The following is a 12,451-nucleotide window of genomic DNA, read 5'->3' as shown; positions in this document are numbered from 1 at the left end:
TATGCCTACACTCGAAGTCTATCTGCCGCATGGGCACGACGAAGCGCGCAAAGCGTCGCTGATCCAGGGCCTCACGCAGGCGACGGTCGCCGCGATCGGCGCGCCTGCCGAGGCCGTGCGCATTCTGCTGAGCGAGATGCCCGACACGCATTTCGGATTGGGCGGCAAGACGGCGTCTCGTGGCGCTCCGCCTTCGCTGCCCGTGATCGTCGCGATCCTCATTGCGGGCCGCACCGATGCGCAAAAAGAAGCGCTGATCGCCGCGTTATCCGAAACGGCCGCCGCCGTGCTCGATGCGCCGCTTCAGGCGACGCGCGTGATGATCAAGGACATCCCCAACACCGACTTCGGCATTGGCGGTCAGACGGCCCGCTCGCTTGGACGCTGAGACGAAGCTAGACGCCTGCATCAGGCGCGAGCGCGGGTTCGAGCGGCAAGGCGACGCGGCATTCGAGTCCGCCGCCCGCTGCCGCTCGCGCCCAGATGCGTCCGCCATGCCGCGTGACGATGTTCTTGCACAGCGACAGGCCGATGCCGTTGCCACCCGCCTTCGAAGAAGAAAAGCCGTCGAAGAGACGTTCATGCGCATCGGCAGGCACGCCGGGGCCGTTATCGATCACGCGCAGTTCGGCACGCCCATCCGCCATGGCCGTCGCGAGCGTCACGACACCCGTCGCGCCCCTGGTTTCCGTCAACGCTTCGAGCGCGTTGAACGCGAGATTCAACATCACCTGGCCGATCAGCACGCGTTCGCACAGCACGGGCAATGCCTGGTTCGCCTGTTCGATCCGCACGCGCACGCCGGCTTCTTTCGCGCGCAGCTCGATGAAGTAGGCGACGTCGTTCAGTATGTCGCGCAGATCGGCATGCGTTTCAGTCGGCTCGCGCTTGACGATGTACTCGCGCACGCTCTGGATGATGAGCGCCGCATGCTCGGCCTGACGATCCGCACTGCGCAGTCCCCAGATCGCGGAGTCGACGCTGCCCTGACCCAGCCGCTGGATTGCGCCTTCGATGAAATTACGCACGGCGGCAAGCGGCTGGCTCAACTCGTGCGCAATGGCCGTCGCCATCTCGCCCATTGCGTTATAGCGGCCCGCGTATTCGAGCATGCGCGCTTCCGTGCGGCGGGCTTCCTCCGTCGCGACCTCGTCGCTGATGTCGCGGAAGTGAATCAGCAAGCCATTCAGCTCGTTTTCGATCGCGACCCGCCGGCAGGTGATGCGCAGCCAGCGCGTCGCACCGTCGCGCCGCGTGATCCGGTAGCGCTGCGCGTGCGTAGGCTGCTCGCTGGTCGCGTGCCGCAACTGCGTGACGAGCCGGTTGCGATCGGCGGGCGTGCAATAGTCGGGCACGCCGCCGATTGGCTCACCCGGTCCCACGCCCAGCACGCGCCGCCCCGACTCGCTGATGTATTCGAGCTTGCCGCGCGGCGTCAGCACCGCCACGCCCTCGCCGAGATCCTGCATGAATTCGCGCAGGCGCGTTTCATAGCGGCGCAGCTTGCGCCGCGTCGCCTCTTCTTCGCTGATGTCGCGGAACTGCACCATCACGACGGCACGCTCGCGCAACGGCACATAGGTCGCAACCGCTTCCGACAACATGTCGATACCCGCCCGCGAGCGGTAACACCATTCGTACACCTGCGGCCCTTGTGTGATCGCGCGATCCATCGCGGCCACGCCGATCTCGCGCCGGTACTTCGGCTCGGGACGCGTCATGTCGGGCGCCTTGAGCGGCAGCAGTTCTTCGAGCGAAAAACCCAGCGCGACACAGGCCGCGCGATTGGCCCACACGATCGCTTTCGTTTGCGCGTCATGCAACAGCACGCAGAGCGTCAATGCGTCGAGCAGACGGTGAAAATCTTCTTCGGCGGGAAAGATCATGATGCGCGAGCGACAAGGCGGGAGTGCAGGCGTAACCATAACATCGGCTTTCTCCGTCGCGCGTCTAAAGATTTCTTTAGGCACGCGGGCGTCGATGCCAGGAAACGCGGACGGGCGCCCCAATTGATGGTGTCTTTTTGCGTTTCTAGACTGACCTGAACGTCAATAACGTCAAACGCATTCAGGAGAATCGACATGTCCGCCGCCACTGCCCTCGCCACAAGCCACGTCCATACGTTGCAACAGGAATCCGCCGATGCACTGCCCCTCGACGTCGTGATCGAAGAAATCGCCGCGCGTCGCGACGAGTTCGATCGGCTGTCGCATGTGCCGCGCGATGTGATCGCGAAGCTCAAGCGCGCCGGCATCTATCGCGCAGGCACACCACGGCGCTTCGGCGGCGATGCGCGCGCACCGGGCGAATTCCTCGCGATGATCGAACGCATTGCGGTCGCGGACGGCTCGGCTGCATGGGTCGCGAGCTTCGGCAGCGCGAACGTGTATCTCGCCGCGCTGCCGCTTGCCACGCAGCAAGCGATTTACGCGGCAGGTCCCGATCAGGTCTTCGCGGGCGGCCTCTTCCCTGTGCAGGCCGCGCAGCCTGCGCCCGGCGGCTGGCGCGTGAACGGCACGTGGAAATTCGCGAGCGGCTGCAAGGGCGCGGACTGGCTGGGGGTCGGCATCGGCGTCGGCGGCAAGGACGGCGGCGCACCCGGCAAACCGCGCACTGCCGTGTTTCGTCCCGCGCAGGTCGAGATCGTCGACAACTGGGACGTGGTCGGCATGCAAGGCACGGGCAGCCATGATCTGCGCGTCACCGAACAGTTCGTCGCCGATGACTGGACCTTCGTGCGCGGCGGAGCGCCGACCGTCGATGAGCCGCTGTATCGCTATCCGACCATTGCGTACGCAGCGCAGGTGCTCGCCGTCGTGAACCTCGGGCTCGCGCGCGCGGCGCTCGACGTCGCCAATCAGATGGCAGGCGGCCGCAAGACGACGACGGGCGCACCGCAACTCGCCGACCGTGCGTATTACCGCATCGAACTCGCGAAGGCAGAAGCGCAGCTGCGCTCGGCGCGTGCGTTCTTCTATGAATCGACGGATGAAGTATGGCAGTCGATCCTCACCGGCAACGACGTGAGCGCCGATCAGGTCAGCCTGCTGCGCCTCGCAGCCACGCAGATCGCGCGCGAAGGCGCGGACGTGGTGGGCCGCGCGTACCGGCTGGGCGGCACGATGGCAATTTACCGCTCGCATCCGCTGCAACGTCTGATGCGCGACGCGATGGTCGTCACGCAGCACGCGTTCCTCGGCGAGGGCAACTACGACGGCGCGGGCGCCGTGTTCGTCGGCGTACCGCCGATCCCCGGTTATCTGTAACTGCGCTGGATACCTTTCATTTCAGGCCCGTTTTCAAGGGAGTTTCGCTTCATGACTGACAATCGTTCGCTGCCGTTGCGTGTGCTGTTCTGCTGCGGCGTCACGCAGAATTTCTTCGACTTGCCGCGCGAGCAGATCGGCCAGGTATGGCAGGCTTACGCCAGCATGCTGGCCGCCGTCGAAGCGATGGAGAACGTGCGCGTGCTCGGCGTAATGGATGACGACCGGCTCGTCGTGGGCCAGTCGGATGGCGCGCCATGGACGTTCTACATCATGGCCGACGTCGCCGATTTCGACACGGCCGTCGCCGTCTGCAATCTGTACCGCACGACGCCCGTCGGGGAATACAACCTGTGGCGCTACGGCAAGATCGAAGCGCGTGTGGGACGCGCGTTGACGGTGCCGCCCGTTGTGCAGAACGCGTCCTGAACCATGAGCGATATCACGTTGCCATCCAGCACGCTCCAGGCCTTGCAGGCGCGCATCGTCGCGCTCGAAGCCGAGAACGCGGTGCGCAAGACCATTGCGCGCTATATGGCCTTGTGCGATGTGCCCTCGGGAACGCTCGACGGCGAGACGCTTGCCGCGCTGTTCGCGCACGACGCGATCTGGGAAGGCATCGGCCCGCAGTACGCGCAGAAGTTCGGGCATCTGCGCGGACATGACGCTATCGTTGCCATGCTGCAGCGTTATCTGCCACCCGTTCCGCACTTCGCGACGAACGTACATTTTTTGACGTCGGAGACGATCGAAGTCGACGGCGCAAGGGCGAAAGGCCGCTGGATCATGCTGCAGGCGTCAGGTTACGTCGATGCGTGCGCCGAACTCATCGCCGCGCGGCTCGACATCGACTTCGTGCCCGCACAGGACGGCCGCAACTGGCTGATCCAGCACTTTCGCACCGAGCGCCTGTTCGATGCGCCCTGGCAAGTCAACGCTCGCAAGGACACTACATCATGACTGCATTCATCAGCGAATTCACACTGAGCGCGGCCCCCGGCGCGCCAGGCCCGACCATCGCGATCAAGGACTCGATCGACGTCGCAGGCTACGCGACTACGGGTGCAAGCCGCGCGCTTGCCGATACGCCGCCCGCCGCCGCGCATGCCGAAGTCGTCCAGCGTCTGCTCGATGCGGGCTGGCGTATCACCGGCAAGACCAACATGCACGAGCTCGCGTTCGGCATGACGGGCATCAACGACTACACGGGCACGCCCGTCAATCCGCAAGACGCTGCGCGCATTCCCGGCGGTTCGTCGAGCGGATCGGCGTCGGCGGTCGGGTTGAAGCTCGTCGATGCCGCGCTCGGCACCGACACGGGCGGCTCGATTCGCGGACCGGCTGCGTGCTGCGGCGTGATCGGACTCAAGCCGACGTTCGGGCGCGTGTCACGCAAAGGCGCCGTGCCGCGTGAATCCACGCTGGATTGCGTGGGTCCGTTCACGCGCGATATCGCCACGCTGGTCGATGCAATGGCGGCCATCGCACCCGCGTTCGACACGAACGCCGCCAAACGCGTGAACGCACGCGCAAACGTCGCGATCGTTTCCGTCGACGCAGATGCGGCCATCCGCCAGGGCGTGGAGCGTGCGGTGCAGATCGCGGCTGTCGCGTCGCGCGTGATCGAACTGGACCACCTGAAAGAAGCCTTCGAAGCGGGCCTCGCCGTCATCAACATAGAAACGGCGCGTGCATTCGCACCTCTCGTCGAATCAGGCAAGCTCGGTGCGGATGTCGACGCACGCTTGCGCGCCGCGGTGCAAACCACCCAGGCGCAGCTCGACACGGCCGAGCGCGCGCGGCGCGCATTCACGGCCGCCGTCGATCGCGCACTCGAGAACGCCGACGTATTGGTGCTACCGACCTTGCCCGCCCTGCCGATCACGATCGAAGCCGCGCGCAACGGCACGCCCGTGCTCACGATGTCGTCGCTGATCCGTCCGTTCAATCTGAGCGGCCATCCTGCGCTGAGCTTGCCGATCCCGATTGAAGGCTCGCCGTTGAAGGCGGGCCTGCAAATTGTCGGGCGAAAAGGCGCGGACGAACAGGTGTGCGCCATCGCCGCGCACTTCGAAGCGGCGCTTGCAGCCTCTTGAGATGAACAGCGTGCGCTCACGTGAACGCACGCAGCGAAGGAATCGTTACTCATGTCGAACAGAGTCGTCATCGTGACGGGCGCGGCGCGCGGGTTGGGCGCCGTCGTCGCGAAGCATTTTCACAGCGCGGGTTACAAGGTCGCGCTAGCCGATATCGCATTCGATGCCGCGAACGCGCTTGCCGCTGAACTGAGCGCGCATCACGAAACCGCGTGCGCGATCGCACTCGACGTCACGCGCAAGCAGGACTTCGAAGCCGCACGCGATGCGTTGATCGCGCGTTGGGGACGTGTCGACGTGCTCGTGAACAACGCGGGTGCGTCGAAGGTCGTGCCGGTGATGGAGATCAGCGCAGAGCAGTTCGATCAGGTGATCGACATCAATCTGCGCAGCGTGCTGTTCGGCTGCCAGGTGTTCGGCCAGTACTTCGCCGATCGCGGGGCCGGGCGCATCGTCAATATCGCATCGCTCGCGGGACAGAATGGCGGCTCCGCGACGGGCGCGCATTATGCGGCGGCGAAAGGCGGCGCGATCACGTTGACCAAGGTGTTCGCGCGCGATCTCGCCGCACATGGCGTGACCGTCAACGCCATCTCGCCGGGACCGCTCGATCTGCCCATCGTTCACGAAAGCGTGTCTGCCGACAAGCTCGACAAGGTCATCGCCAGCATCCCCGGCGGCCGTCTCGGTTCGGCGGATTACGTCGCACAGGTTGCCGTGCTGCTCGCATCGGGCGATGCGTACTTCGCGAACGGCGCGTGCTGGGATGTGAACGGCGGGCTATACATGCGATAACACACCAGGAAAACAGCACGGCGCTTGCCTCGCACGCCGTGCCGTGCGGATCATTCGCGCCCGCCCTCGCCCGGACTCCATACGGCCATCACATCGCGCACCAGCGTCGCGATCGACGACGCGCCGAGCTTGTCCTTGATGCTCGCGCGATGCACGTCGACCGTTTTCACGCTGATCGACAGATCCGACGCAATGCGCTTGCTGCCCTTCCCATCCAGCACGCCGCGCAGCACTTCCTTTTCACGCGCTGTCAGCGATTCGATCCGCTGACGCAGACCGCGCAGCTTCTGATCCGCCGCATGCCGTTGCGCCGCGAGCTTCATCGCGCGCTGGATGCGCTCGAGCATCTGCTGCGAGTTGTACGGCTTTTCGACGAAATCGATCGCGCCGTTTTGCAACGCGCGCACGGACATCGGAATATCGCCGTGGCCGCTGACGAAAATGATCGGCAAGGTCGCGCCGCGCGCGTTGAGTTCGGCTTGTACGTCGAAGCCGCTCGTCTCCGGCATCCGCACGTCGAGCACGAGACACGCCGGCAGCTTCGCGTCGAAGGCCTGCAGGAAATCGGCCGCGTTCGCAAACCCTTCCGACTTCACGCCGACCGACTCCAGCAGCCACGCCAACGATGTGCGCATGCCATTGTCGTCATCGACGATATACACGATGGGCGCGGGCGAATGGATGGGCGGGATGGTGCTGGCTGGACTCATGTCTTGAACCTGTCTGCAACGCGCGCCGGAACTTGTCCGGCTGTCTCCACGCGTTCGCTGTCTAATTTTTGAGAAGGCTCATCATAACCAGCGCAAATTCGCGTGCAAAGCCTTTATTGCAGGCCCGATTGCGTGACAGCAGCGGCTAACGCACGATGCGCGGATGCATAGCGAACGCAACCTGGTAAAACCTTTAGACGGGTCGGGAAGCGCGCCAACCCGTGTGTCGCTCACGCGGATTTTTTTCATGCGAGGCATGCCGTACGCTTGATGCATGGGATCGTCGCGCACGCAATCATCGCGGGCGAGCGGTCGATTCGCAGCGACCACCGTGCAGGAGCCACACACATGTCCGATATGCAACGTCCGCCCATGCTCGACTCCGACGACGCGCGCAAGCAGTTTCGCCAGGCGATGGCGCATCTGGGCGCGGCCGTCAACATCATCACGACCTTCGGCGAGTCCGGGCGCTGCGGCATCACGGCGAGCGCGGTCTGCTCGGTGACGGACGCACCGCCCACGCTGCTCGTCTGCATGAACCGTTCAAGCGCGATGCACGCCGTGTTCGAACGCAATCGCAACGTCTGCATCAATGTGCTGCCTGCTCATCACGAACTGCTCGCGCGACACTTCGCCGGGCTCACGCAACTGCCGATGGAAGCGCGCTTCAGCCTGCCCGTCTGGGACGAAGGCCCGCATGGCGTGCCCGTACTGCGCGACGCGCTCGCGAGCCTGCAAGGAAGGATCGTCGATCTGAAGGAAGTGGGCTCGCACTCGGTGATGTTCGTCGAGGCCACGCAGATTCGCGTGTGCGCCGACGGCGACAGTCTGATCTACTTCGACCGCCAGTTTCATCGCGTGCCGAGACCGTGCGCAGCCTGAGTCCGCCTGAGCGTTGTTACTCCGGGTTACTTTTCTCGCACGGCTGTAGCACCTGTGTCCGGCACGCGCTCCTAGACTGAAGCCGAATTCAGTGACGCGCATCCATGCGCAGGGAGCAAACATGAAGAAGATGATGCTTGGTGCAGCTATTGGCGTGGCGATGCTGGCGGCTTCAGCGGCGGCTTCTGCGCATGTCGACGTCGCCGTCGGTCTCGGCGTGCCCGGTGTGATCGTGCCCGCCCAGCCTGTGTACGCTGCGCCCGCCCCCGTGGCCGTCGGCTATGGCTATGGCTATGGCTACGACGACGACTGGCGCGAGCGCCGCGCGTGGCGTGAGCGCGAGTGGCGTGAACGCGAGTGGCGCCGTCACGAAGCCTGGCGTGAGCATGCGTGGCACGAGCGTCAACGCGAACGCTGGGGTTACTGATCCTCGTGCCGGTTCGCGCGTTGTGTGGATGAACGCGTGATCGTCGATCGCCTCGCTATGGCCGCCACCGAGCCGGCTGTCGCGAGGCGATGTCGTTCCTGCTGCATCACACGCCTGGCTTCCACGGCCATGCAGGATACAAACCGTTGCTCTCGACACTGTCACGCTGCGGATCGCGGCCCTCGCCGGCACGCTCGACATCGGCATCGTTTGCGCGCGTGTCGGTTTCGTCGGATTGCGGCGCCATTGCGGCCGCCTGTACAGGTTCCTCCGCGAAAGGCAGCGCATCGCCGAACCATTCGACTTCGCGCTTCATCGCGTCGACGTAGGTACGCCAGCCCGCGCGATCGTCCGCGAACAGATGGTCGTGAACGGCAAGCGCGAGCCGCGTGTAATCAACCTGCTCCTCTAGCAACAGAGCAGGCCATATCGCAAACGATGCACTCGCGCGTTTCGCGAACTCCGCCGCCTTCATCTTCGGCGAGACGGCAGCAAGCCATGCATGCGCGGCCAGTTCCGGATGGGCGTTCAGCAGATGATGCACGGTGTGATGTTTTGCATCGGCGGCAAGCGCCATGGAGAGGGTTTGCAGCGCGTCGCCGAGATGCAGCAGCAACGCGCGTCGTTCGAAAGCGTCTTTCATCGAAGCATGTCCGTGCGTAAGTCCAGCGTGCCATATTGGAAGGCACGCGGCGAGATGCGAAAATCGCGGCGTGCTATGAGCGTACGCCGAAAAAGCCTTGCCACAGCGAATCGAACAGACCTGCGGCGCGTGGCTCATGCACAGGCTTGTCGTGTTTCGCTGCTGCGGGCTGAGGTGGCGAAGGCGCGTCTTCCACAATGGGTTCGTGTGATGACGTCGCCGTGGCGACGGGGTCCGCGCAACCGGCATCAGGCATAGCGGCGCTTTCATTGGCCTGCGCCGCGCGCCGCGACTGCTGCAAGGCCCACACGCTATCGGCGATGCGTTGCGCCACGTCGGTGTCGCAATCGCGTCCGAGCAGCACGCCGAACAGCACGTCGCGGTTATGGCCTTCGTCGGCATAACGCATGGCCACGCCGACCATCTGTGTGTACTTCGCCTCGGCCTCGGCCTTGGCCTTGCGCGCCTGCGCCGCCTCCACTTCGCGCCGACGCCTTTCGAGCGCCTCATATTGGCGCATCTCCTGCGCGTAGACGGCGTCGTAGACCTTGCGCTGGTTGTAGTCGGAGAGGATCGCGTACGCGTCCTTGATGTCCTGGAAGGCCGCGCGTGCGACTTCTTCCTGTCCAGCGTTGCGGTCCGGATGCCACTTCATCGCGGCCTTCCGGTATGCCCGTTTGATCTCTTCCGAGGTGGCGTCTTGAGACACGCCAAGCTTCGCGTAAAGGGTTGCCATGTCGCGTTGGGTCTCGCTTGCAGACGGTTGCAGATGACGGTCGCGTTCATCGTAGCACGGCGCTCCGCATCGCTCGAATCGAGGCTGGTCCGACAAAAAGGGCGGACATGTCCGTGTTTTTCGGGCACCTTTTTTGCAACCGCCACAGGATGCGCGCACCGAGCGCACGAGTGAGCGGCCATGACGAAAGACACTATCCAGCACGAACGACATCCCGACACGACCGATCGCGCCACGCCGCCCGATCACCCGGAAAAAGCCGGTGCGGAATCACCGCATCTCAATGCGGACGAGCAGGATCAGGCCGCGCAACACACGGCCCCGCACGCGCTGATGCTGCACGAGATCGTGCGCGAAGAAGGCGAAGCCGCGCTGGAGCGCACGGTCATGGCGCTCGTATGGTCGTCGCTGGCGGCCGGACTTTCAATGGGATTTTCGTTTCTCACGACAGCCGTTCTCCAGGCCGGCCTGCCCGATACGCCGTGGCGGCATCTCGTATCGAGCTTCGGCTACACGACGGGCTTCGTGCTCGTCATCATGGGGCGTCAGCAGCTCTTTAGCGAAAGCACGCTGACTGTCGTGCTGCCCGTGCTGACGCGGCGCGATCTCGACTGCCTGCTAAAGGCGCTGCGCCTGTGGATCGTCGTGCTGTTCTGCAATCTGCTCAGTTCGTGGGCTTTTGCAGCGATGCTGCGCTTGCCGGGCGTGTTCGAAGCCGAAATTGTCGCTGCGCTCGATGAGACCGCACGTTCCGCGATCGGTCCCGCCGAAACCTTTCCGACCTTCGTACGCGCCGTGCTGGGCGGATGGCTGATCGCGCTGATGGTATGGCTGCTGCCGAGCGCGCGCTCGGCGCGCCTGCTGACCGTGGTGCTGATCACGTGGGTGGTCGCGGTGGCGAAGCTGTCGCACATCATCGCGGGATCGACGGAAGTCGCGTATGCGGTGCTGGCGGGCGACGCATCGTTCGCCGACTACTGCGGCCGCTTCCTGCTGCCGACGCTCGCGGGCAACGTGGTGGGCGGCATGTCGCTGGTCGCGTTACTGAATCATGCGGCCATCGCGCCGGAAATCAGCGAGCGGCGCTGAGCGCGGCTCACGCCGCCACGTGAGCGTTCATGCGGCAAAGGTCTGAGTGCGACTTCGTCGATGAGGCCGCGCATGCGAATGTGCGTCTGCGCACACAGCGTGCACCGCGTGGGCGCGCCGTCACAATTCGGACATAGATGTCCCGCAGTATCGGTCCCCGGAAATAAAAAGTAAGAAACCTTGCGCCCGGTCGCCCGTCCGCCTCGTTTGCCGTACGCGCCCGGCGCCGCTTTCATCGCATTGATCCTCCAAGGGACATTCCTGTGCTGCGCTCATCGCTCTTCACCCGCACCATGATCGGTGCCATCGCCTCGCTGGCGGCGCTCGCCGCTGCACCCGCCGCTCGCGCTTCCGTCGATCTGATCGCCATCGGCAAGCTCGACGGCAATCTGCTCGACAAATCGAAAGAGACCTCGGGCAAGCTCGAAAACGGTGCGCCCGGCAATCTGCTCGGCGGTCTCGGCTCCGGCATCGGCTACGCGGGTTGCCATACGTTCCTGGCCGTGCCCGATCGCGGCCCGAACGCGATCTCGTACAACAAGGCGATCGACGACACCGCGTCGTACATCAACCGCTTCCAGACGCTGCGCCTGCACCTGGAGGACGCGCCGGAGGGTGCGTCGCTGCCGTTCACGCTGACGCCGAAGCTCGTCGACACGACCCTGCTGCATACGTCCGATCGCCTCGTGTACGGCACGGGCGCCGCGTATGGCGTGCCGAACGGCGCGCCGAAGCTCAACCGCGACAACCACACGAACTACTTCACCGGCCGCTCGGACAACTTCGATCCGACGCATCTGTCGACGTATCCGCTCGACGGCCGCTTCGATCCCGAAAGCATCCGCATCGCCAACGACGGCGACAGCGTGTTCATCTCCGACGAATACGGACCTTACGTCTATCGCTTCGACCGCAAGAGCGGCCGCCGCATCGCCACGTACAAGCTGCCCGACACGTTCGCCGTGTCGACGCTTTCGCCCGTCGGCGACAACGAAATCAGCATCAATACGTCGGGCCGCGTCGCGAACAAGGGCATGGAAGGTCTCGCGATCTCGCCCGACGGCACCACGCTGTTCGGCGCGATGCAAAGCCCGCTCATCCAGGACGGCGGCACCAGCGGCCCGTACACGCGCATTGTGAAGATCGACATCCGCACGGGCCGCACGACGCAGTACGCGTATCAGCTGACGAACATCGGCACGGCGGCCAAGCCCAAATACCCGACCATCAGCGACGTGCTCGCGATCAACGACCACGAACTGCTCGTCGACGAGCGCGACGGCAAGGGTCTCGGCGACAACTCGACGGCTGTGTTCAAGCAGCTCAACCGCATCGACCTGACGGGCGCGCAGGACGTGAGCCAGGCAAGCGGCGCAAACGGACTTGCGCCGTTTGCGGTGAAGAAGACGCTGTTCCTCGATATCGTCGCGGCGCTGACGGCCCACGGCTACAACGCGAACGACATTCCCGCGAAGATCGAAGGCATCGCGTTCGGCCCGGACGTGACAGTGCGCGGCGTGAAGAAGCACACGCTCTACGTCGCGAACGACAACGACTTCATCGCGACCGTCACCGACACGAACCATCCGTCGGGTATCGCGAACCCAAACCAGTTCTTCGTGTTCGCGATCGACACGTCGGATCTGCCCGACTATGTCGCGCAGCGCCTGCCGGGCGTATCGAAGAACGGCCGCGATCACGATCATGACAACGTGTGCGGCCGCGATGACGACGATCACGATCATGGTCACGACGATGACCATGACGGGCATGGTCACTGATATCGTGCATTGAGTTCCTGCGTCCC

At 64.5% G+C, this 12,451-nt stretch carries 14 protein-coding genes; 10 read left to right on the top strand and 4 right to left on the bottom strand.

Translation table 11 applies throughout. The features are described 5' to 3' along the window. The first annotated feature begins 1 nt into the window (after nt 1). Nucleotides 2-388: a tautomerase family protein gene (locus C2L66_RS07260; protein WP_054934589.1), complete on the top strand. Its 387-nt coding sequence runs from the start codon at nt 2-4 to the stop codon at nt 386-388. Between the two features lie 7 nt (nt 389-395). Here the strand turns inward: C2L66_RS07260 and C2L66_RS07255 are convergent, their stop codons facing one another. Next, complete coding sequence (locus C2L66_RS07255) at nt 396-1,886, bottom strand: PAS domain-containing sensor histidine kinase (RefSeq protein ID WP_060601071.1); 1,491 nt, start codon at nt 1,884-1,886, stop codon at nt 396-398. A 195-nt stretch (nt 1,887-2,081) separates the two neighbouring features. Here C2L66_RS07255 and C2L66_RS07250 point away from each other — a divergent pair, with 195 nt between their 5' ends. From C2L66_RS07250 to C2L66_RS07230, 5 genes are read left to right on the top strand one after another with little or no spacing between them, the layout of a single operon-like run. Then, complete coding sequence (locus tag C2L66_RS07250) at nt 2,082-3,266, top strand: acyl-CoA dehydrogenase family protein (RefSeq protein WP_060601074.1); 1,185 nt, start codon at nt 2,082-2,084, stop codon at nt 3,264-3,266. A 51-nt stretch (nt 3,267-3,317) separates the two neighbouring features. Continuing rightward, nucleotides 3,318-3,695: a hypothetical protein gene (locus tag C2L66_RS07245; RefSeq protein WP_060601077.1), complete on the top strand. Its 378-nt coding sequence runs from the start codon at nt 3,318-3,320 to the stop codon at nt 3,693-3,695. A 3-nt stretch (nt 3,696-3,698) separates the two neighbouring features. Further along, nucleotides 3,699-4,226, top strand: a complete 528-nt coding sequence (locus C2L66_RS07240; RefSeq protein ID WP_060601080.1) for a nuclear transport factor 2 family protein — start codon at nt 3,699-3,701, stop codon at nt 4,224-4,226. Next, on the top strand, nt 4,223-5,362 hold the full coding sequence (locus C2L66_RS07235) for an amidase (RefSeq protein ID WP_060601081.1): 1,140 nt from the start codon (nt 4,223-4,225) through the stop codon (nt 5,360-5,362). Before C2L66_RS07240 ends, C2L66_RS07235 begins: the two co-directional genes overlap by 4 nt. Before the next feature lie 51 nt (nt 5,363-5,413). Next, nucleotides 5,414-6,157 (top strand): SDR family NAD(P)-dependent oxidoreductase, encoded by a 744-nt coding sequence (locus tag C2L66_RS07230; RefSeq protein ID WP_060601083.1) that lies wholly within the window; start codon nt 5,414-5,416, stop codon nt 6,155-6,157. Between the two features lie 50 nt (nt 6,158-6,207). Here C2L66_RS07230 and C2L66_RS07225 read toward each other — a convergent pair whose 3' ends face one another. After that, the gene (locus C2L66_RS07225; RefSeq protein WP_176056909.1) at nt 6,208-6,840 is read right to left on the bottom strand and encodes a response regulator transcription factor; all 633 of its coding nucleotides are present in this window, start codon (nt 6,838-6,840) and stop codon (nt 6,208-6,210) included. 375 nt (nt 6,841-7,215) lie between these two features. On the opposite strand from C2L66_RS07225, the gene hpaC reads away from it, so the two are divergent. Next, a complete protein-coding gene (gene hpaC / locus C2L66_RS07220) occupies nt 7,216-7,749 on the top strand; it encodes a 4-hydroxyphenylacetate 3-monooxygenase, reductase component (protein WP_060602690.1) in 534 nt (177 codons plus the stop codon). 121 nt (nt 7,750-7,870) lie between these two features. Then, nucleotides 7,871-8,176, top strand: coding sequence for a hypothetical protein (locus C2L66_RS07215; RefSeq protein WP_060601088.1), 306 nt, complete (start codon nt 7,871-7,873; stop codon nt 8,174-8,176). Between the two features lie 106 nt (nt 8,177-8,282). On the opposite strand, the gene C2L66_RS07210 is transcribed toward C2L66_RS07215, so the two are convergent. Beyond that, nucleotides 8,283-8,819 (bottom strand): hypothetical protein, encoded by a 537-nt coding sequence (locus C2L66_RS07210; RefSeq protein WP_060601090.1) that lies wholly within the window; start codon nt 8,817-8,819, stop codon nt 8,283-8,285. A 73-nt stretch (nt 8,820-8,892) separates the two neighbouring features. After that, complete coding sequence (locus tag C2L66_RS07205; protein ID WP_060601094.1) at nt 8,893-9,555, bottom strand: J domain-containing protein; 663 nt, start codon at nt 9,553-9,555, stop codon at nt 8,893-8,895. A 180-nt stretch (nt 9,556-9,735) separates the two neighbouring features. Here C2L66_RS07205 and C2L66_RS07200 point away from each other — a divergent pair, with 180 nt between their 5' ends. Then, nucleotides 9,736-10,644, top strand: coding sequence for a formate/nitrite transporter family protein (locus tag C2L66_RS07200; RefSeq protein WP_060601096.1), 909 nt, complete (start codon nt 9,736-9,738; stop codon nt 10,642-10,644). Nucleotides 10,645-10,907: 263 nt separating this feature from the next. Beyond that, on the top strand, nt 10,908-12,425 hold the full coding sequence (locus C2L66_RS07195; protein ID WP_063803357.1) for an esterase-like activity of phytase family protein: 1,518 nt from the start codon (nt 10,908-10,910) through the stop codon (nt 12,423-12,425). Nucleotides 12,426-12,451 lie beyond the last annotated feature (26 nt).

It is taken from the genome of Paraburkholderia caribensis, assembly GCF_002902945.1.
Taxonomy (GTDB): domain Bacteria; phylum Pseudomonadota; class Gammaproteobacteria; order Burkholderiales; family Burkholderiaceae; genus Paraburkholderia; species Paraburkholderia caribensis.
The sequence above is the reverse complement of the archived record's forward strand: the minus strand, read 5'-3'. Positions and strand labels throughout refer to the sequence as shown.

Coding starts and splice junctions, on each gene's coding strand:
- C2L66_RS07260 (WP_054934589.1), top strand. CDS start 2: ATGCCTACACTCGAAGTCTATCTGCCGCATGGGCACGACGAAGCGCGC.
- C2L66_RS07255 (WP_060601071.1), bottom strand. CDS start 1,886: ATGATCTTTCCCGCCGAAGAAGATTTTCACCGTCTGCTCGACGCATTG.
- C2L66_RS07250 (WP_060601074.1), top strand. CDS start 2,082: ATGTCCGCCGCCACTGCCCTCGCCACAAGCCACGTCCATACGTTGCAA.
- C2L66_RS07245 (WP_060601077.1), top strand. CDS start 3,318: ATGACTGACAATCGTTCGCTGCCGTTGCGTGTGCTGTTCTGCTGCGGC.
- C2L66_RS07240 (WP_060601080.1), top strand. CDS start 3,699: ATGAGCGATATCACGTTGCCATCCAGCACGCTCCAGGCCTTGCAGGCG.
- C2L66_RS07235 (WP_060601081.1), top strand. CDS start 4,223: ATGACTGCATTCATCAGCGAATTCACACTGAGCGCGGCCCCCGGCGCG.
- C2L66_RS07230 (WP_060601083.1), top strand. CDS start 5,414: ATGTCGAACAGAGTCGTCATCGTGACGGGCGCGGCGCGCGGGTTGGGC.
- hpaC (WP_060602690.1), top strand. CDS start 7,216: ATGTCCGATATGCAACGTCCGCCCATGCTCGACTCCGACGACGCGCGC.
- C2L66_RS07215 (WP_060601088.1), top strand. CDS start 7,871: ATGAAGAAGATGATGCTTGGTGCAGCTATTGGCGTGGCGATGCTGGCG.
- C2L66_RS07210 (WP_060601090.1), bottom strand. CDS start 8,819: ATGAAAGACGCTTTCGAACGACGCGCGTTGCTGCTGCATCTCGGCGAC.
- C2L66_RS07205 (WP_060601094.1), bottom strand. CDS start 9,555: ATGGCAACCCTTTACGCGAAGCTTGGCGTGTCTCAAGACGCCACCTCG.
- C2L66_RS07200 (WP_060601096.1), top strand. CDS start 9,736: ATGACGAAAGACACTATCCAGCACGAACGACATCCCGACACGACCGAT.